Here is a 21,944-nt window from a genome sequence, read left to right as displayed (position 1 = left end):
GGAATAATAACAGACGACCAGAAAAAAGATTAAAAATTTGGAAACTTAAGGTTCTTTTCCTACTTTTGTTGCATAAACTTTAACTCAAAACGTATGAAAAAAGGTATCACACTCATTGCAATGACGGCATTAATCAGTTTGGCTGCCTGCAACAATCAACCTAAAGTGAAGACTATGGCGACTGCCGAAGCACCAGAAGTTGCCATTGATTCGGCTTGCATGAAAGCCAATGCAGGAAAATATATGACTTATGATGGAAAGAGATCTATCACACTTAATGCCGACGGAACTGTGGAATGTAAGAATACAAAGTATAATTATGATTCATGGAATGTCATGACAAAGGAAGGAGATCAAGCCTCTTGTAGATTTAGTAGAAAGGGAATTGACCAACCAATATCAATTAGTGTGCTCATGAATCTTACCGAACATTCTATCTTTGTGGATTATGAAACGTTCAGAATGGCCGTTAAGAAAGAGATAAAATAGAAGAAAAGATTCATATAGCAAACTGAAAACCACAGCACTTTGGCCAAACATCAACAGGCCAAGTGCCTTAAAAGGATAACGCATGAGATATGTTAATGAAACCGTTCGTCGTCAAGACAGACTGATGGATGAGGCACGTGCCATTGAATTATTAAGCACATCAGAGTATGGTGTGCTAAGTATGGTTGACAAAGATGGAACCGCTTATGGAGTTCCATTGAACTATGTATGGGACGGAAAGAACTCAATCTTCATTCATTGTGCCCCTGTTGGGCATAAGCTTGAAGCCTTAGAAAAGAATCCAAACGTTAGTTTCTGCATTGTAGGTGACGTGAAACTGCTCCCCGGTAAATTCACTACAGAATATGAAAGCGTAGTCTTGAAAGGAGTAGCACATATCCATCTCTCCCCAGAAGAACGCATGGCAGCGCTCTTAAAGTTAGTAGACAAGTTATCACCTGACTTCAAAGAGCTGGGTGCTAAATACTCAAAGATGTCCTTTCACCGTGTAAACATCATTCGTGTAGACTTCTCTGAGTATAGCGGTAAGTGCAAACACGTACATACAGCTGACTAAAATACGCGCAGAGATGAAGGACTTCAGCGCTTAACTGAAAGTCCTTTACGATCTGCAAAGAGTTCCTTTATGAGTAGGATTGGCGTTCCTGCTTTCGCAATACTATATCCATGACAAACCAATAACAATTTGTTCTGGATATTATAAACGCCACAATGCCCTAAAGCCTCAATCTCTTTGCGATCTCCTTCAAGTAGTATATCTCCGCCACCATAAAGCATATTTCGCCCACTTCGGTCGAGATATGGGCCTGTAATCCGGCGACTTCGCCCAACAGCTATGCGATATGTACTCTTCAAACCTTGACAACAATAATTCCAACTCACAAAAAGATAGTACCAACCACGATGAAAAAAAATGAAAGGGGCTTCGATTGCATTAGGTCCTGCGACTGCAAGTGCATTACGAGGTGACCCATTACTATTATCTGGAGCATAGCGACGGGCGATTGTAGAAGGCCGCTTTCCAGGGGCAATATGCAGTGTACTATCAAGAGAAACAAGCTGTATACCATCCCAAAACGAGCCAAACACAAGCCAAGGATAGCCTTTTTGATCAACAACAACATTGGGATCGATGGCATTCCAATTATCTCTACCCCTACGAGAAGCTATGATACACCCTTCATCTTGCCAAGTTTCATTAGAATTGAGCGATGAGTTAGAGAGTAATCCAATAGCCGAAGTGTTCTTTCCAAATGTAGAACAGGAATAAGTTAGATACCAACGACCTCTGAACTTAATGACATCGGGAGCCCAAAAGTCATGCTTAAATTCGGGGACAGAGTCGTAAACCCATGAAGGAATAGCTTGAATGACACCACTCTTCCATCCTTTCCAATGCTTCAAATCAGAAGAAACATAATGCCGAATACCCTCACCCGTAGAATAAAGGTGGTATAATCCTTTATCATAAGCTAATACAGGGTCATGCACTATGGGGGTATCTACCTTGAAAAAGAGTGTTGATTGTTGGGCAAAGATGGTCAAAGAGAATAATAATCCGTAAGCCCAAGACAACATCCTGGGCTTGACAGACATAATCAAATAAAATAAACGACGTGATGCTTTCATTTATAGATTGACTTTCTTTCCCCAATAAGTCGTCCTACCATCTTTGCTTAGACCAGCATAAACAATGGTCGTTTTACGAGGATTAGCCTCCCAATCGAGTTCACGACGTAGGTAAAAAGACTCATTATCAATTGTCAATACATTCTTAGAAGAATCAAAAGACCAGTCTTTTCCTGCTTTCCAACCAGAAGTAACCTTATGATTTGCTCCAAGAATCATACTGATTGATGCATCTTGTCGTTTGTGATGATAAGACAGATTGATATGCTGCCAATCGCCAATGAGTTCACTCTCAGCTATTGTTTTTTGCGAAATACCAGCATAACGTTCAGGAAGAACGAGAGGCCAACCGCTTTCTGTCCAGATAATAGAACGCACTCCACCAACCATCAAAGCATTACTATTGGCATTACCCTTATAGTTTTCGGGGAAACGTTGTTGTGAAACATAGAACCAATTACCTTTTCCATCATCGAAAACTGCACAGTGACTAATACCAACCCAACCATGATCATCTCCAAATTTATAAGGATGTGTTATAATAGGAAAGGCATCTCCACCATTGGAAGTCATGTCTTTACCCGTAATATCATAATAAGGGCCATTGATATCTGATGCCCGCAACACACGAGTATTATAGGCAACAGAGAGTTCATCATAAGCAACGAAGAGATAATAATAACCATCATGCCATATCACCTCTGGTGCTTCACTGGCTTGCCAGCGACTATTCATCTTCCGAGAATAAATGAATTTTCCGTAAGATGCTTCATTCTCTTTTCCCCAAGGATTGCCAAGAGCATGCAAAGGCTTACCTGTTGAAGGGTCAAGTTGTAGTGCAGCAAAACCACTATGCCATGAACCATAAATCAACCAATGCTCTCCCTTCTCATTAATAATTAGAGATGGGTCGATAGCATTATACTTAAAATAGCAATGGGCATAATCCGTTGTGCTGACATTAAAGTTAAGTTCTCGATCAGAATAATTCGTAACAACAAATCCTTTGTCTTCCCATGAGTCTATATCTGCAGGATTCGAAGTCTCCATAAGCCCTATAAAACACCGCTCACTCCATGTGCCAGCACCATTGATTGTGCCGGGGATAGTCACCACATAGTACATCCGATAAAGATTATTACTTATACGCCGGACACAAGGAGCCCAAAAACCAAATTGGTTTTGATGCAGAAAATCAACAGAACTAACGCCAAGTCCCATTGCTTTCCGAATCTCATTTAACTTCGATTTAATCCAAACAGGTACTCCATGCATTGTTGGTCCCATGAATTCCCAATTGATAAGATCTTTTGATCTACGGCAATAGAAGTGACCACGGGCTTGTCCTTCTCCTGCATGAGCATTGCCATAACTGGCATCTGTCTGATACATATAGTAATAACCATCGTCAGCTAATACGACCGAGGGGTCGTGTACGTTCGCTAAATTCCATTGAAACCGATTGTTCCAAGAGGCTATCGACGTATAATCATCAGCCATATTCTGACCTTCTTTCACGACAACTTGTGTTGCAACCTTACTTCCAGGATTCACATATTCGATATCCTCCTTATTTGAACAACCAACAAAAAGTAAAGCCGACAGGCTGAAAAATATTTCTATTTTGTTTATTTTCATATTCATATTTTTAAGAAAATGCGAAGTAAACTAATCAAAAACTAAGTGACAACTATCTATCGTAAATGCAAAATATAAATCATTTGGATTAATGGAGTCTATTCCTAAATAATGCTGTGTGTAAGTTTTCCCATCCGTACCACGCATTACTATTTGCACATCGGCAGTCCCATTACTAACATTTGTGATGTAAACTGTGACCTTAGCTCCATCCATTGAAGCAAGCCATGGAGCCCAATCACCTTGTGTTCCCCCGTGAGTACATGAACCATATCCACTTCCCCAACCGAAATTATCAGCGCGAAGCACGGCATATTCTGTATTGTTTTGTGCGCGAAGCACTATGACAAAGTTATTCCAGTTGTTAGCCTTGCTACTATAATTAGTAAAGACTACCTTACGCGTTTGACCTATTGGAACATCAAGATTCCCTGTATGTGCTGACCACCATGCGCTGGAATTGTTTATTTCTCCTAACACTTTTGGAGTTGGCGTGGCGGTTGTCACAGCTGAAGCAGATACAGTTATAGGTATTTCGGCAGTCTTTCCATTTGTAGTTTCAACTCTTACCACATGCCGTCCGACCTTCGCTGGGATTACAGAAAATGTCAATTTATCATTATTTATGACTTCAACTCTACCATTAGGATATGTGGCTTTCACTTCAAGTCCAGTCTTATCGAATGCCAGCGTACGCTCTTCTTGGCCAGAAATGCCTGTAACATTATATATATAATAATGTGTATGCGTCGGCTGTTTCGTCACTTGGATAGATAAAAGTTTAGGAACAATCTTGAAAGAAGCATGGGCTATAATAGGAGTTGCAGCGTTCTCACCTTTAAAAGTCTTGTTATATATCACAACAAGTTGACGCTCTCCAAGTCCGTTCATATCAGGAATTGCAGAGAAATAAAGTTCAGAAGCAGGAATAATCTTCTTCATTCCTTCTTCAAAAATGACTTCAGCAGAGACATTAGCCATAGCCTCTTCTATGGTTGTTCCTTCGTCAACATCTTCTGGAACATTAAGAAGTTTCATCGAAACAGGAGCCTTATCTTTGGCTGAAGTCAAGCCTTCTACAGGCACAATATTCGTTTGAAGGAAGTCGATGTATGAGCCGTCAGGACAAAGAAAGCAACGAATATTCTTATTGTTTGTATCTGTATTATGATTAACGAGCTTGTAAGGCTGAGTATAAGTCTTTGTCACGACGCCATTTGTAAGCTTAACAAGGAAAGTATCTTTACGGGAACGATCTACTGTTAACGTTACTTTTCCACCGAGTTTCTGCACATTTTCGTCTTTGTTATCTATTGGAGCGAGTAATTGATTGCTTTGAGAATACTTAAAATAAAGGTCACCCCATTGTGAGTTAAACTTCAAAGAGTCTCCTGTTGCATCAAAACGAATGACACCATATTCCTTATATCCTGCTGCACTTCTATCCATATCATTAGCTATTATCAATGCAAAGTTTCGATAATATGTATTGTCATTAGGATTCAAATTGAGGTTAAACACCGCATTCCACTTGGCATTTTCGGGGATAACATAATACTTAGAGAACTGTTGCCACCATCCCGATGAGAAGTCTCGTGCACCAAACGAATACACATCTTCTTTCATTCCTACAAGTACTTCTTCATCCGTTCCCTGTTTTAATTTATTGATAGAATCTATCTTCTCACTAATCCAATCGGGTGAATCAATATTATAGAGGGTTCCTCCTTCACAACTTGGCAATATCAACAGCGTTGTAAAAGCCAAGAGAAAGAATGATAATAGCTGATTAATGTATTTCATATGTCTGATTGTTTGAAATGAATAAATAAAGAAACACTTAGTTATCAAGATTCACAATGGGATGAACAGTCCATCCTTTTTCTTGGAAATAAGTGGCATTATTAATACTATAGTTTGCTGAATTGCCCTTTAAGTTTGGATTCTTATTACTTAATGTTTGGACAATTGGTAGGAATTCATGCCCTTGTACGAATCCATCATAAGAACTCTTCAATTCAGAATCAATACCAACTTGAGTATAATCAACAGGCTCTTTGGCTCGATGAACAGACCTACGGAACGTGCCATGTTCCTTCAATTGCAGTAATCTTTCATTGCTATAAAAGAAGCCCCAGCGAATCAAGTCTAAGCCACGACCAAACTCACAGCCAAATTCTTTGGGACGTTCTACATTGGCTATCTGCTCAAAAAGCTTGTCTCCAGTAGGGTAATCTGAAAGTCGTAGGCTTGCCAGCCCAGCCCGGTTACGTACCAAATTAATCCAATCAATAGCCTTTTGGGTAGGTCCATGCACCTCATTTTCGCACTCCGCAGCACGCAAGAGCACATCAGAATAACGCATCATTCGAAGGTTTATACCATCATGAAGTCCTGTAACGACCTTATTATATAAGCCTGTTCTAAGATTAGTAAACTTGGCAATGGGAAGTCCTCCATTGTTATTATTCGTCACAACAGTATCTGTTGGGGTCATTGTTTTGCCATAACCCTGATTACCATATTCAAAGTTTTCCCAATCTGTTTCATACGTTCCAATCGTCCAATAGAGTCGAGGATCAAGCTTACCTGACGTCGTTCGTTCTTTCTTAAACAGCTGATAAAGCCATGGAGAAGCTGAAATATCGGCCCAACCACCATAAACACCGGGAGCAAAGTTACTTTCTATAGCCGATCCTTGAGTAGCGTTGACACTCGTATTAACAGGAGTCCATTCGTCATCTGTTCCTTGTGACGCATAATCCAAGAACTGAACTTCAAACAAACTCTCATCATTGTTTTCGTATTGTGGCCCTTCTCTGAAATTATCTCCATAGTTTTCCATCAATCGATAAGTTCCAAATTTCTCATCAATGATGTCTTTCAACACACTCAAAGCCTCATTATATTTATGTCGTTGCATTAAAGTTCGGGCATAATATCCTGCTGCAGCACCACTTGTTGCACGGCCTCCAGCCCACTCTCCACCAGCATTTCGCGATGGAAGTAAAGTCATAGCTTCACTAAAATCCTTTTCAACCTGATCAAGAACTTCATCGTATGTGCTATTCTTTCCATACAAACCATCTAATGTTGAATATCCCGAATAGTCGGTTATCAATGGAGGATTCTGATAATATCCAGCCAGATTATAATAAGCTAAGCCACGAAGAAAGAGCATTTGTCCTTTGATTCGTCTCATCTGTTGACTTAATTTAGTATCATCATCTCCACAACGTGAGATTCCAAAATTACACACATTGATCGTATAATACCATTCTCTCCATGGCCAAGAAGCTATCCCTTCGGTTACAGCTACATTCAAATCATCGAATGGAAGATACCAAACTTGCGATGCATTCCATGCCTCATCACCTCGACAAACATCGATAGTATAGCCCACGCGTGCATAGGAACCTTCCATTCGAATGTGGTTATACGCCGCGATAACACTTTCTTCTAAGTCCTCAGCATTAAAGCCAAAGGTTTGTGTTGTCTGTTGATTTGGGTTGACTAACTCTAACTTTTCGCCGCAGGAAACAAACATTCCAAGCCCTAATAACAATGCTAATGATAATTTATATTGTTTCATTTGATTTACTTTCTTATTGATTTGACAATATATTCTCGATATCTTTCCACAACCTTAGAATGTGAAATGCAAGCCAAACATAAAGCTTTGGGCACTTGGGAACGAGCAAAAATTGTAGCCAGGAGTAAAGGTTCCACCCGCAAAGTCTACGTTATAGCCATGGTATTTCGTAAGCGTGAACAGATTTTGTGCCGAACAATAGGCGCGAACACCACTGACTACACCCCCAAACCACTTATTCGGAAGATTATAACCCAATTCTATATTAGCTATCTTCCAATAGGCTGCATTCTGTATTTTACGTGAACTGAAAAGGTCATTCCATGGCAATGTAGCACTATTTGTGACATAAGTGCGAGGCACATTTGACATATACTTCATTCCATCTTCTGTGTATGCATTGGCTCGAAGCATAGCTACATCTTTATTTCCCCACCTATAACATGAATTCAGACTATTATAGATATCATCGGTTACATGGTAGTTCAGTGCGCCATAAGTGGCAATGCTCAAATCAATATGCTTATACTCCAAACGCACATTGACACCAAAGGTTAACTTTGGTAATCCACTTCCCAATACCACCTGGTCATGTTCGTCGATTACACCATCAGGAACACCATCCGCACCACTTACATCTTTATAAAGGCAATCACCGATATTGGCACCTTGTTGCGTTGCATGATTGTCAAGATCTGCTTGTGTTCGCGCGATTCCTTCATACTCCCAACCATAGAATTTGCCTATTTCCTGTCCTACAAATGTTGCAAAAGCACCGGTTATATATTTCGTTCCAAACCCAAGTGAAGTTACTTTATTCTTCAATGTGCTCAAGTTTGCGCCTACTTCATACTTTAATGCGTGGTCACGATTACGGTAAGTAGCTGAGAATTCAAAGCCACTGTTATTCATAGAAGCAGCATTCATGGTCACTGTTCCATTCGACACACCAGTTTGTTCGGGTACAGGAACACCATAAAGCAAATCTTCTGACCTATTCTTATACCACTCAGCAGTAAACTCAAAACGATTGTTGAACATGGCAACATCAACACCTATATTGGTTGTTTTCTTCTTTTCCCAAGCTATATTCTGATTAACGAAGGTTGAAACTGCCGAGCCTGATACCGGTTTATTATTGAAACTATAAGTCATATTGTTACGAGCCATCGTCGCCATATACTGATATTCGCCGATATTTTCATTGCCCAGCACACCATAACTGGCACGAAGCTTTAACAGATTAACAACATCTTTGCTAATGGGAAAGAACTTTTCTTTGTCTAATCGCCAACCGATTGAAACCGAAGGGAACGTTCCCCAGCGGATAGTACGCGTCAAACGAGAACTACCATCACGTCGAACGACAAACGAAAGCAAATATTTTTCATCATAATTATAGTTCAATCGTCCGATAAAAGAACTCAAAGCATGTGTGAACTCAAATGATTCAGCATACTGTTTCTTACTGTTCTGCAACTGCAAGAAGTAAGGTTCATTCATATTAATACCCTGCCCAGTAAGCAAATCCGTATGTTCCTCTTCATAAGTCTGCCCTAAAAGCGCATTGAAATTATGCTTTCCAATATGCCCTTCATAGGCAATGGTATTCTCAATCAGTGCATCTGTGTAATCACGACTACCCTTAGTGAGTCGTTCATTGCTTTTATCTAAATAGACACGATTGCTTTGTGCCCATGCCGAAATCCATGTAAAGTCTTTCGCATGCGTTTTACTATACGAGAGATTCAGGTTATAATGTAACTGGTGATGCTTACTTTTTACCCCTAACATCTTTAATAAGTCGACATCAGCCGACCCACTTCCCACAAAGCGATCAACCAAAGTGTTTCGCTGTAACAGATGATTCACGAGCAAAGGATTGGATGCTGATATATCACCATGAATGTTATCATAGTACACTCCATATCCATAAGCATCATATCTATAGCCATTAGCCAAGCCAACTCGGTCGTCAAGCACCCATGTTGAGGCATCATACGCCTTGATAGTAGGCTGCATCAACAGCGTACCACGCAACACATTGGTCACATCTCCATATAATCCTTGCACATATTCTGAAGCATTAGACAATCCCATATTATCCTGATCAGAGTGCGAATAGACTAAACTTGTGCGAAACTTGATGAATTTCGTCTCCATAGTGTTATTCACTCGTGCTGTATAACGCTTATAATTAGGTCCTGCCCCCACAAGCGTTCCTTGCTGACGGAAATAATCTAAGGCTATGTTATACGTGTTATGAGCCCCTCCTCCACTAAGATTCACATTGTGATTCTGGCGAATTCCTGTCTTGAAAACCTCGTTAAACCAAGCAGTATTGGTATTATCCATAAACTGATAACGCCCTGTCTGTGGATTCAACTTATAGCCGCCAGGAAGTGGAGTGCTTGAGTTGACACAGGCTTGTCCCACATATTGACTATATTGGTCGGCATCCATCACATCATAAACACCACCTGATATCTTATCAATACCCATGTAACCAGAGTAATCAACCTTAAGCGGTTGGTCCTTTTGTCCATTCTTTGTCGTGATGATAATCACGCCATTAGCTGCTCGAGAGCCATAAACGGCACCGGCTGCAGCATCTTTCAACACTTGAATTGAAGCGATATCATTCGGTGAAAAGTCACGAATCGTTGTACCAACGGGTACACCATCAACGACATATAGAGGTGCAGTACTACCAAAAGAACCTATGCCTCGAATCCTCACCATAGGGTCTGCACCGGGTTGTCCGTCTGTAGTGATTTGCACACCAGGCACCTTTCCCTCAAGCATTGTAGAGATATTAGAATTAGAAACCTTTTTCAACTCCTCGGCATTCACTACAGAAACCGAGCCCGTTAGGTCTGCTTTCTTCTGTGTTCCATAGCCAACTACCACGACCTGATCAATCAAATTATCAATGGGTTGCAGTTCAATGACATCAATTACTGCCCTACCTCGTACTGCAATCTCACGGCTTTTATACCCCACATAGCTAATTAACAATGTCGCGTTTGCAGGCACATCTAACTGAAATTTGCCATCAAAATCAGTTACGGTTCCCGTCTTTTGACCTTTCAAAGTCACATTAACTCCAATAAGTGGTTCGCCTTGTTCATCGACCACTTGCCCCTTTGTCTTGATTACATTTGACTGCAAAATCGTTGCTTTTGTTGGCAAAACATTAAGAAATGTGCCTCCCAAAGCAGTAAGACAAAACATTACTGAGAGTAGTTGTTTCTTCATTCTTAGTTCTATTTAGGTTATTATTAATAGATGTTATGTATTTCAAACCGATACTTTTTAAGACAAGCTGTCTCGTGTTTGAACTCCAATTGACTGGGAATTCAACTGTGAATAGGCAACAAATCATATCAAAAGGTTAGTTATTCGCAATGATATTATCTTTCAAGTAGTTGTTTATTTCACGTAGTTTGATGAAGTTCATTCTTCCACGGATTAGACTTCCAATGACAAAGATAGACAATGTAAAAGGAAAGATGGTGGACAAAATTATATAAAAAGGTGGACAAAAAACAAAAAAATGCACCTCTTTATACAGCATTTTACATTTAGTCCACTTCTTGATAACAAGAAACCACGTTCTCAACTGCCTCATCAGTCATGCTATTACACGTGCAACAATGAAAAAAGGCGAAACAAACAAGGGCGTCATTTCCTTGAAATGGAATAATAGAATTGTTTGCTTGAAAGGTGTTTACAGAAGGTTTTACAGAACAAGCGGATTTGAAACACAAGATATGTTCAGGCGGAATAGGGTCTCTTTTTAAAGGATTTATAATTTGCTTATTAGCAAACAGTTATAAAATTCAATGCAGAAAACAAGCTGAAACGACATAAAAAGTCATTGCGATTTGCCATATTTTACCGAGCAAAATGACGCAAACCATTGAGTAAAATGATGCAAATTATTGCTTGAAATGACGCAGTTTGTAGCTCACAAAGCTATAGTTTGCTACGCAATCATAGTTCAACGCTGAAGGCGTTGTACCTTTGATAGCCCAGGGTTGGCGCCAGCCTACCCTGGGTTATGCATGTAGTAAGGAGTTCAACGCCGTAGGTGTTGTACGTTTTCTGCGTGGAATGCTGCGACAAAATACCGAGGAATAAAAGGTACAACGCCTACAGCGTTGTTGTCACTAATGACAAATAACCCAGGGTAGACTTCGCTTTCGCTTGTCAACCCTGGGCTATCAAAGGTACAACGCTTACAGCGTTGCAATCTCAGTAAACACCAAATTACCGATTAACCTACGTCATTTTGTGGCACCTTTGCCTTCATCTTACATAGATAATTCAATCACTTTGGTATCTCGCGCCTTTAGTTGCAGTTCGCTACCAAGCTTTACTTTTCGACCAGAAATAACGTCTTTTGCTTCCTGATGATTGCCAATGACTTCGGCATAGCGGTCAAGAGGCAAGGTGATAGGTTGACTTGTACCATTCAAAATCGTGAGAATGGTTTGGTCATTCCATTGCCGAGCTATCACATAAACACCCTTATAAGGAATAAATTGAATTTGTTTTCCCTTTGTGATAACCATGTTATTGCGACGCCATTTCAGTAGTTTACTGAGCCAATTAAACATAGAATTTTCGGCCTTTGTACGTCCTTCGGCAGTGAAAGCATTATGTTTTTCGCCCGCAAAACCACCGGGGAAGTCGCATCTTACATTGCCATCGGTCACCTCTTTTGTGCCATTCATCAACACCTCCGTACCATAATAGAGCTGTGGAATACGGTTAATGGTGAGCAAAAGTGCCAAGGCTTGTTTCAATGCAAGCGTGTCTTTGCCATTCTCCAAGAAGCGATCTGTGTCGTGATTTTCAATGAAAGCCATCACACTTGATGGGTTTTCATACAGATAGTCATAACAAAGGCTGTTATAAATGCGGTTTAATCCTTTCCACCAAGCATCGGTTTCTTCGTGTTTAGCCAAGTTAATCTTATCATAAAAGCTAAAGTCCATGACTGTTTTTAGATAGCTATTGACCTTTGAAAGCTTTGAATCCTTCTGCCAAGCTGCCGTGTAAGCAGGTTCTGTAACCCATGTTTCTCCAACAGTATTAAAGTTGGGATACTCCTCGTTTAGTATCTTCATCCATTGTGACATGGCTTTTCTGTCCGCATAAGGATACGTGTCCATGCGTATTCCATCAATGCCAACGGTCTCTATCCACCATTCACTATTCTGAATAAGATAAGTCATAACGTGAGGATTTTTCTGGTTTAAGTCGGGCATAGACCTTACAAACCAGCCGTCAACGGTTTCGCGTTTGTCAACCTTTGAGGCATAGGGATCGAGCACAGGAGTTAGCTTATAGCTTGTTTGTAGATAATAACTGTCTCCCTTTTTCATCCATTCGGGCGTGTTAAACCAGTCTTTAGAGGGCATATCTTTCACCCAAGGATGGTCATAACCACAATGATTAAATATCATATCCATCACCACTTTAAGCCCCTTAGCGTGTGCTTCGGCGACAAGACGAGCGTAATCTTCGTTCGTACCGAAACGCGGATCAACACGATAATAATTAGTCGTTGCATAACCATGATAGGTGCTTTGACTGTTCATGTCGGGCGAATTGTTTTCCAACACGGGTGTAAACCAAAGGGCAGTAACCCCCAATTGGTTGAAATAGTCTAAGTGTTGGCGCACTCCTTCAAGGTCTCCACCATGGCGAAGACTCGGTTTTGAGCGGTCGACAACATAAGGATTCAAACCCTTCATAGGTTTAGTGATGTTACGACCTGATGCAAACCGATCGGGCATGAGCATATAAAGTACGTCAGAATTGTCAAATCCTATACGCTTATCTCCACTCATCGTGCGTGCTTTCAAGGGGTAGTTGACTCTCTTTCCGTCAATATTCAGCACCATATTTCCTGGCTTTGCCCCACTGAGATTCAAATAAACAAAAAGGTAATTGGGCGAATCAAGACGCACAAGTGAATCTATTTTCACGCCAGGATAATCCACACTGACACGTGAATCACGTATATTCTTTCCATAAACCATCAGTTGGAGCGAGCTGTTTTTCATGCCCACATACCAGTTTTCGGGTTCAATATGATCAATCTTTGTTGCTGCTTGCATTGTCATTGACGACAGAATTAAAGCCAAACTAATTATTATCTTCTTCATGTTTCATGGAATTTTAATCGTGGAGAATAAGGGCAGACTGGGCATTCACAGAGATTTTGCCTCCCTGCATGTGTCCCAAGCCCTGCTGATTTATTGTACCATCGCAGGCCACAACAGTGTAGTTACCTGCCGGAATGTCTATATCCTGAGGCTCACGACTGCCATTCAGAATGACAACGATATTGTTCCAATCGTCTCCTCCGGCATGGTTTGTGAGCATAAAGCCTACAACACAGGGCTTCACTGGCAAGAAACTTAAATGCTTTCTGACCAGTTCTGCATCGCCAAGTCGGAATGCCGGATGCTCTTTTCGCAACTGAATAAGCCCTTGGTAATAGGCAAACACCTGCGGATATTGCTTGAGTTGTGCCCAATTCAGCGCGTTAATTGTAATCGGAGCATTATAGCTGTTGTGCACACCTTGCTTATTTCGCAACATCTCCTCACCGCTTAGAATAAATGGAACGCCTTGCGATGTGAACACAGCTGTTTGTGCAAGCAAGTCAAGACGAATGATTTCGTCTTCCTTTATGCCTGGAATGGAAGCACGAAGGCGGTCTGTCAAGCACATATCATCATGGCAACTTACATAGCTAATCATTTCAGTTGGCTGTGTAGCCCAAGGCGCTTTGCTATAATTAACGCGTGACAACGCCACACCAGGATGGGCAATTGCGCCCGCGATTCCAAACTTTATACTTTCTTCTTCACCAGGAATGCCAGCAAGGAATGCACCTTTCTTGTCGTCACTAAAAGGCCCCCGAAGGGCGTCTCTCAGTTCATCGCTAAAGGCAGCTGTACCATTTAGCTGTGCCACATGAACCTTTACAGCCAACTTTTCCGATGGATAAGCGCAATGTCCTGCACTCCATCCTTCACCATATATATATATAGTAGGGTCTATTTTGTTGACCTCCGCACGGATTTCCCTCATGGTTTCGATATCGTGCACACCCATTAAGTCGAAGCGAAAGCCATCAATGTGATACTCATCTATCCAATATTTCACACTCTCAAGCATGAACTTGCGCATCAACGGACGTTCAGAGGCTGTCTCATTTCCACATCCCGAGCCATCGGAATAAGTACCATCAGGATTCTTTCTGTAGTAATAGTCAGGATAAGTACACTGGAAATTACTGTGTTTTATATCGAAAGTATGGTTATAAACCACGTCAAGTATCACGCGGATTCCGGCCTTATGAAGTGCTTGAACCATTTGTTTGAACTCACGAATGCGCACTTCTGGGCGATAGGGGTCAGTCGAATAACTACCTTCTGGCACGTTATAATTCTTTGGATCATAGCCCCAATTGTAAGACGGATTCGTAAGCTTTGTTTCGTCAACTGAAGCAAAATCAAACACGGGCAGCAAGTGGACAGCCGTCACACCTAAGCGTTTCAGATAGTCAACAGAGGCAGACTCGCCCACACCTAAGAACTTATCGGGATAAGAAATGCCTGGCGCTGCATGGGTAAAATCACGCACATGCATCTCATAAATGACTTGATTTGCCGCCGAATTTAATGCGGGACGTTGGTCGTTCTGCCAGCCATCAGGGTCTGTTGAGCGTAAGTTGATGATGGCACCACGGTTTCCATTCACGCCAACGGCCTTTGCAAAGACACCTGGAGTCTCTCCGTTTCCAATGTCAAAAGTATAAAACTTCCCCGCGAGATTACCCTTCACACAAGCTGTCCAAAGGTCTTTTCCGGCTCGCTTCATCTTTACTTCCTTCACCGCCTTACCCTTTAAACCATCGTTATACAGTCTAACGACAGGGCGAGTTGGAGCATTCAACTTGAAAATAGTATGCTCAGGGCGATATGACATCTCATTAAAAACCTCCTGAGCTTGGGCTGTTTGTATCATCGCAGCAGTCACTGCTAATGCGCAAAACAATTTAATCTTCATAGATTTAATTGGTTGTTTGATTGTGATTCTTTATTTTTTAATAAGCGACATGGCAAATCCTCCGCCACGAGCTTCGTCAATTGTCAGCACATCTCCCTTCTTAACGATGCGCTTTGTGATACGATAGGCCTTCGGATTCTTTTCATAATCGGCCCCAGGGGCATCGGTATAGAGCGTACATTCATACTTTTTCCCTTTATCAAGGAAATCAAGTTTCACCACACTTCGATGTCCGTTTTCATCACATTTACCTCCAACAAACCAGTTATCTGTGCCCTTTGCCTTGCGCGCTACAGTGACATAATCGCCAGGTTCAGCCTCAAGATAACGTGAATCGTCCCAATCTACGGCAACATCTTTAATGAATTGGAACGCATCGGCATACTTTTGATAGTTTTCTGGCAGGTCGGCTGCCATCTGAATTGGGCCCCACATGACCAAATAAAGCGCCAATTGACCTACCAATGTTGTGTGAACATAGCTTGTATTCTCACTCCAAGTGTGCAATTGAGTCTCTAAGATTCCGGGGGTATAGTCCATTGGTCCCCCTTGAAGACGAGTGAAAGGAAGCACTACAGTGTGGTCAGGCTTGCTGCCACCAAAGGCTTCATACTCTGTGCCTCGAGCGCTTTCGTTGCCTATAAGGTTAGGATAAGTGCGGCAAAGTCCCGTGGGACGAGTTGCTTCATGAGCATTAACCATGATGTGACGCTTGGCAGCTTCTTTAACAATGTAAAGGTAATGGTTGTTCATTTCCTGTGAGAAATGGTGATCACCTCGTGGAATAATGTCTCCCACATAGCCACCCTTTACAGCATCATAACCATATTTTTGCATGAGATCGAAGGCTGCATTAAGATGTCGTTCGTAGTTACCTACGCTCGAAGATGTTTCATGATGCATCATGAGTTTAACCCCTTTGCTGTGTGCATAGTCATTCAAAGCCTTGATACCAAAGTCAGGATAAGGAGTAACAAAATCGAAAACATAGTCTTTCCAGCGGTTAGCCCAGTCCTCCCAACCTACATTCCATCCTTCAACGAGAACCTGTTGGAGTCCATTAGCGGCTGCGAAGTCAATGTATTTCTTGACGTGTTCTGTGTTCGCGGCATGCCTTCCATTCGGTTTTGCCTGGCTCCAATCAATTTGATCAAGCTTTATTGATGGGAACTCATCCGTGTAATTCCAACTACTTTTGCCTACAATCATCTCCCACCATACGCCACAATACTTCACAGGATGAATCCAACTGGTGTCTTGAAGCTTACAAGGTTCGTTGAGATTTAATATCAAATTAGATGCTAATATGTCGCGAGCATCGTCACTAACCATAACTGTTCGCCATGGCGTTGAACACGGAGTCTGCATAAAACCCTTTAATCCTGTGGCGTCGGGAGTAAGCCATGATTCGAAAACAAAATTCTTATCATCGAGATTTAAGTGCATCGTTGCATAGTTGATGCAGGCTGCTTCGTGGATATTGAGATAGAGTCCATCTTGCGTTTTCAGCTGCAAAGAGGTCTGAACGCCCGTTGGTGAGAACACTGATACAGACGAATTATCCCAATTTACAGCCTTTTTGAAGCGCTCACGGATTTCAGAAAGTTTCGTTTCCTGTGTCTCTTGCTCTTGCGTATCATAATCACCTGGCAGCCACCAAGCCTTATGATCTCCTGTCATAGCAAACTGAGTGTGCTCTTCTTTGATGATAAAATAGTTGAGAGAAGACTGCTGTGGGAACTCATAACGCAAGCCCATACCCTCATCATAGACGCGAAAGCGAATGATAATCGTACGATTTGACGATGCTTGATGCAGTGAAACAGCCAATTCATTGTAATGGTTTCTAATCTGTTTATATTGTCCCCACACCGGCTTCCACGTCTCATCAAACGTCGAGATCTTGGTATCGGCAATCTTAAAACCATCCATCAAGTCTGTCTCTTGTAATCCTTTGGAGGCATGTTTGTCTTTCGCCAACTCCAGACCGAGGTGTGAAGGCTTCACCACCTGCCTGTTCTTGAATGTCATTTCGTAAGTAGGTTGTCCGCTTGCCGATAGCGAAAACGTTACGGCAACCTTGCCATTAGGCGACTTAACGGTTTGTCCTACGGCCACAAGTGGTAGGAGTAATAATGCAAAAAGAATTTGTAGAGGTTTCATTATGAATTAGTTAACTTAATCTTTTATTATTATTTATTACTGAAATTCAATATTTTGAAGGTTCAACATGTAGGGTTTTATCGAAGAAGAACGAACGATTTCGAGCCACAACTATGCTTGCAAAGATTAACAATAGCACTGTTTGAATACACTTACTGTCCGGATGTGTAGCAAATATCTCATTAAAATATCCCGCTGTTATATGGAAAACAATAGCAACAAGAATATTACGTCCCGTCTTATAATAAAGCCAATTCATCAGAACTACAAACGGAATGATGCTCACAATGAAGTTAATGCTATACAATATGCCCTCATGCACGACATTAGCATGATAATATCCCTTGATACCTGCTAATGGAAAATGCCACAATGCCCAATAAATAGCAAAGACAAGTGAAGTATAAAGCAAGTTCATACGCGAACGAAGACAGTCTGTTCCATAGCTATGCCAAGCCAATTCTTCTAAAACAGGCGCCATAATCAGCATGAACCAAACGGGAAAGACACCAGAAGTGAAAGTGTAATGTCCTGTAATGCAAAACTGCGAAGCATTATAACCAAACAGCAACGAAATAGCCATTGCCGCCAAGATGCTAATCGGAAGTATTGTGCAAGCACCCATATAATACCCTACATAGCGTGCTTTGAAGTTAAAAAAACGCGAAAAAGTATCCTTTCGCAAGGCTGAATCTCGACAAACAAACGCAACAGAAAGCAACATAGGAAAACACAAACCAATCAATCCCAACATAGAAGCAAGGAACTCATTTCCTCCATTTTGGTGGCTAACATACCCTGCTACGAACCAGAATCCCCATGGTATCACGGCTGCAAAAATATAAAAAAGCAAACCATAACGATATCTCTGAATAATGTGTTCCTGCTTATCATCCTTCATATATCTTATTCTTTTCAGTTTCTCTTATTGCAACAGTGGGGACAATTTTATTCAATGTCCCCGCTGTTTTTCCTATAGAAATTTATTCAATACTATCATTCTCTCCCTGCTTCACACACAAGTTCCGTCAAGTTTTCACGGAAATCAGTATTCTGCATGAGGTCTTCTATGCTCACATGCATACGATAACGCCAGTAATGTTTAGGGTTTGCAGGGATATTTATGCGTTCCGCGTTCTGATCGGCAAGGCGTAGTTTCTCGTCGATTGCCAACCAATCTTGAATTGAAAGGATACAAAGCATGCTCGGACTCATTAGGTGTCGGCTGATGATATCACGTGCCAACCAACCGGGAAGTGGGTGTGGTGCTGCACCACCTCGATAGAGCATGCTGTTATAATAGGCTTGAGTGCGCTCGTAATCTTCATCCCACCACTGGCGCAGTGTAGGCATATCATGACTTGAAATGGTACAAACTGAGCGGTAAGGATTATTGTTTAAGTAACCAAATCTCACGTGAGGATCCTTCGGCATACTTTGCAATTCAAGACTCAATATCTTTAGATTGTTCATCACCCAAGGTACACAATCCGGCACCATTCCTAAGTCTTCAGCGCATACAAGCATTCGAGTTGCCTCAATAAGTCGTGGTAACTTCTTCATTGCTTCACGATACCAGAACTGATTGTTACGCCGATAATAGTAGTCGTTATAAATGCGATTGAAGACTTCTTTGTCGCTATCATAGAGGGCTTCATACGTGAAATCAAACTGTGCACTGATGCGAGGATGGAACTTGTTTGCATCTTTTCTGTCGCGAACAAAAAGCACATTACTAATCAAAGCATAAAGACCATCACGCAACCAGATATCACTTTCTGCCATCTTCCCAGCAAAAACAGCTTCCACTTTGCGTTGTGTGTCAACCTCAGGTCTTAGCTCATAGATATCATCGTGCGTGTGATTGAGGAAACGTTGCTTTACTTCCTCTGCACGATCTCTGAATACTCGTTCAAGAATCCAATCGCTAATAAAGGGTTTAGTGAACTGTTCTTCATGGAAAGTTAAGCCATAACTTTCGATTTCTTCACGCGACATACCCAATGAAGGGGCAAATTGTCCGAGCAAACCATGTACTGCTTCCACCGGAATCTCCCATATTCTGAAGAATCCCAGCACATGATCTATGCGGTAAGCATCAAAGAATTTGTTCATGTTTTGAAAGCGACGTACCCACCATTGGCAGCCATCTTTCAACATCTCATCCCAGTTATAAGTGGGGAATCCCCAATTCTGTCCGTTCACAGAAAAGTCATCTGGTGGTGCACCTGCTTGACCGTTGAGGTTGAAATACTTTGGTTCCATCCACACGTCACATCCATTACGATTGACGCCGATAGGGATATCTCCCTTCAAAATGACTCCTTTCTCGCGTGCATAAGCATGTACTGCTTCCATTTGTTCATTGAGAACAAACTGCACAAAATAAAAGAAAGCCACCTCTTTATATTCTTTCGATGTTGGTGTTGATAGCACTTTACGCTCCTTTTCGTCCCAAACATGATGGTCAGGCCATGTAGAAAAGTCGGCCGTTCCATATTTATCACGCAAATAACAATACTGCGCATAGGGCACAAGCCATTGCTCGCTATCGGCAAAGAACTGCTTAAAGGCTTTGTCTTGCATTATCTTTTCGCCCTCTTGCAGATAGACTTCATAAAGATATTTCAGCTTCGCCTCGTTCACACGCTCGTAATCTATCTGCTCCAAAGCATTGAGTTCTTGGCGCAAAGCCTCAAAGTTGTTGCGCTTCTTTCCATCTTTTAATGTCGGCAACTGCGTCAAATCTACATACTGAGGATGTAGTGCAAAGATGCTAATACAACTGTAAGGATAAGAGTCTGTCCATGTATGTGTCGTCGTAGTATCATTGATTGGCAACACCTGTAGCACGCGTTGATGAGTCACAGCGACCCAATCTATCATATTCTTCAAGTCTCCAAAGTCGCCCACTCCATAACTGGTTTTCGAACGAAGTGAAAATACTGGCACTAATGTTCCAGCCAACTTACGATTATATATATCAAAAAACGCTTGTGAAAGTTCATAAACCAACACCTCACCGCTTTTAATTTCAGGCAGATGAATCTCGCGATTCATGCCGCTTTCCCATAGGGCATTGTGTCTATCGGCAACGTCTTGTGCCGCAAACTTGAATTCCAATACGTCGCTTTCCAACGTTTCTACATTCAAATCTACTATCCATTCGTTGTAGTTATGCTCATACATTGGAAGCGCTTCAAACACATCCCATGCTCCCATAGCCTTTGGTTTACCCACCACACACAATCTATCCGTAGAACGAAGTTGCGGTGCACGCACCACAAGTCGAACGGTTTTATCGTATGCCGAAGGCTTAATAACAGACAAAGGACGCTTGTTTACACACTCCGTAAAGGCTGAACTATAGAGATAAGAGTCTTCAGGAATGTCACTCCAATGGTCGTAAATAGTATACTCTTTGCCTTTCACGACCGTGAGTTCTAAGCGATGTTTCTCTGTGAGCCATTCGTGACGGCCGTCCGACCAGTCGCAATCAACACTATAATAATAGTCGATTGCCGTATTCAAACTTGCCTCGGTGCGATTCAATTCAACCCACCAATGCTTGCCATCCCGGTTATTCATCCTGTACTGCGAGGTCTTTTTACCTCCCTTTTTGCTGTTTTCCACGACATTCAGCAACACTTCTTCGCCGAATATGGTGTCATAGTTTATGTTAAAAGTTAGTTTCATACAGAGGTTAGTTATTTTCTGTAAAGATAGTAATTATATAGCAGCTTACTCAGAATTAATATATAAAAAAATTAAAAAAGCAATGCAATCGTTTGCACTTTCATTAGTAACTCTCTTGCACATGACCTTTAACAGCGATAAAGTTACAATGGAAAACCATTTACAACACAACGTTATCAAGAGACAAAAAGAGAGTGAATACAGGCTCATTCACTAACATACCCAACACAAAATAAGTTTATTGAAAAGGAAAAGTCAACACTTACAGCGTTGAATTTCCTTGCAAACGCTTACTCAGGATAGGCTCGTTTCTCGTCAATCACAGGCTATAAATAATATGATATAAAAGGTAACCCTACATACATTATCATTAATAACGTCGCGATAGGGAATCAACGCTGAAGGCGTTGTACGTTTTATAGCCCAGGGTTGGCGTCAGCCTACCCTGGGTTATGCGAGTAGTGAGAAGGTCAACGCCGTAGGTGTTGTACGTTTTCTGCGTGGAATGGCGTGATAAAATACCAATAAATAAAAAGTACAACGCCTACAGCGTTATTGCCACTCACGGCAAATGACCCAGGGTAGACTTCGCTTTTGATAGCCTAAGATTGCCAAACGATAG

The 21,944-nt window shown here is 41.5% G+C and carries 12 protein-coding genes; 2 read left to right on the top strand and 10 right to left on the bottom strand.

Annotated elements, in window-relative coordinates:
* The first annotated feature begins 93 nt into the window (after positions 1 to 93).
* A complete protein-coding gene (locus HMPREF9420_RS09400) occupies positions 94 to 489 on the top strand; it encodes a hypothetical protein (RefSeq protein ID WP_007135408.1) in 396 nt (131 codons plus the stop codon).
* An 82-nt stretch (positions 490 to 571) separates the two neighbouring features.
* Positions 572 to 1,066 (top strand): pyridoxamine 5'-phosphate oxidase family protein, encoded by a 495-nt coding sequence (locus HMPREF9420_RS09395; protein WP_007135407.1) that lies wholly within the window; start codon positions 572 to 574, stop codon positions 1,064 to 1,066.
* Between the two features lie 23 nt (positions 1,067 to 1,089).
* On the opposite strand, the gene HMPREF9420_RS09390 is transcribed toward HMPREF9420_RS09395, so the two are convergent.
* From HMPREF9420_RS09390 to HMPREF9420_RS09340, 10 genes are all read right to left on the bottom strand, one after another.
* Positions 1,090 to 2,139, bottom strand: coding sequence for a family 43 glycosylhydrolase (locus tag HMPREF9420_RS09390; protein WP_007135406.1), 1,050 nt, complete (start codon positions 2,137 to 2,139; stop codon positions 1,090 to 1,092).
* Complete coding sequence (locus HMPREF9420_RS09385; protein ID WP_007135405.1) at positions 2,140 to 3,783, bottom strand: arabinan endo-1,5-alpha-L-arabinosidase; 1,644 nt, start codon at positions 3,781 to 3,783, stop codon at positions 2,140 to 2,142.
* A 24-nt stretch (positions 3,784 to 3,807) separates the two neighbouring features.
* Positions 3,808 to 5,580: a hypothetical protein gene (locus HMPREF9420_RS09380; RefSeq protein ID WP_007135404.1), complete on the bottom strand. Its 1,773-nt coding sequence runs from the start codon at positions 5,578 to 5,580 to the stop codon at positions 3,808 to 3,810.
* Positions 5,581 to 5,617: 37 nt separating this feature from the next.
* Entirely contained in the window at positions 5,618 to 7,369 is a 1,752-nt protein-coding gene (locus HMPREF9420_RS09375; protein WP_007135403.1) for a RagB/SusD family nutrient uptake outer membrane protein, read from the bottom strand.
* Between the two features lie 54 nt (positions 7,370 to 7,423).
* The gene (locus HMPREF9420_RS09370; protein ID WP_007135402.1) at positions 7,424 to 10,627 is read right to left on the bottom strand and encodes a SusC/RagA family TonB-linked outer membrane protein; all 3,204 of its coding nucleotides are present in this window, start codon (positions 10,625 to 10,627) and stop codon (positions 7,424 to 7,426) included.
* Positions 10,628 to 11,685: 1,058 nt separating this feature from the next.
* The gene (locus HMPREF9420_RS09360; protein ID WP_007135399.1) at positions 11,686 to 13,548 is read right to left on the bottom strand and encodes a glycoside hydrolase family 13 protein; all 1,863 of its coding nucleotides are present in this window, start codon (positions 13,546 to 13,548) and stop codon (positions 11,686 to 11,688) included.
* Between the two features lie 13 nt (positions 13,549 to 13,561).
* A complete protein-coding gene (gene pulA, locus HMPREF9420_RS09355; RefSeq protein ID WP_007135398.1) occupies positions 13,562 to 15,463 on the bottom strand; it encodes a type I pullulanase in 1,902 nt (633 codons plus the stop codon).
* A gap of 30 nt (positions 15,464 to 15,493) precedes the next feature.
* Positions 15,494 to 17,626 carry a glycoside hydrolase family 97 protein gene (locus HMPREF9420_RS09350; RefSeq protein WP_007135397.1) on the bottom strand — a complete coding sequence of 711 codons (2,133 nt, stop codon included), beginning with the start codon at positions 17,624 to 17,626 and terminating at the stop codon, positions 15,494 to 15,496.
* Positions 17,627 to 17,672: 46 nt separating this feature from the next.
* Positions 17,673 to 18,527 carry a CPBP family intramembrane glutamic endopeptidase gene (locus tag HMPREF9420_RS09345; protein ID WP_007135396.1) on the bottom strand — a complete coding sequence of 285 codons (855 nt, stop codon included), beginning with the start codon at positions 18,525 to 18,527 and terminating at the stop codon, positions 17,673 to 17,675.
* A 95-nt stretch (positions 18,528 to 18,622) separates the two neighbouring features.
* Positions 18,623 to 21,322: a 4-alpha-glucanotransferase gene (locus HMPREF9420_RS09340; RefSeq protein WP_007135395.1), complete on the bottom strand. Its 2,700-nt coding sequence runs from the start codon at positions 21,320 to 21,322 to the stop codon at positions 18,623 to 18,625.
* Positions 21,323 to 21,944 lie beyond the last annotated feature (622 nt).

The sequence above is a fragment of the Segatella salivae DSM 15606 genome, from assembly GCF_000185845.1.
Classification (GTDB): Bacteria; Bacteroidota; Bacteroidia; order Bacteroidales; family Bacteroidaceae; genus Prevotella; species Prevotella salivae.
Note: the sequence above shows the minus strand (reverse complement) of the source record. Positions and strands in the feature narration are given on the sequence as shown.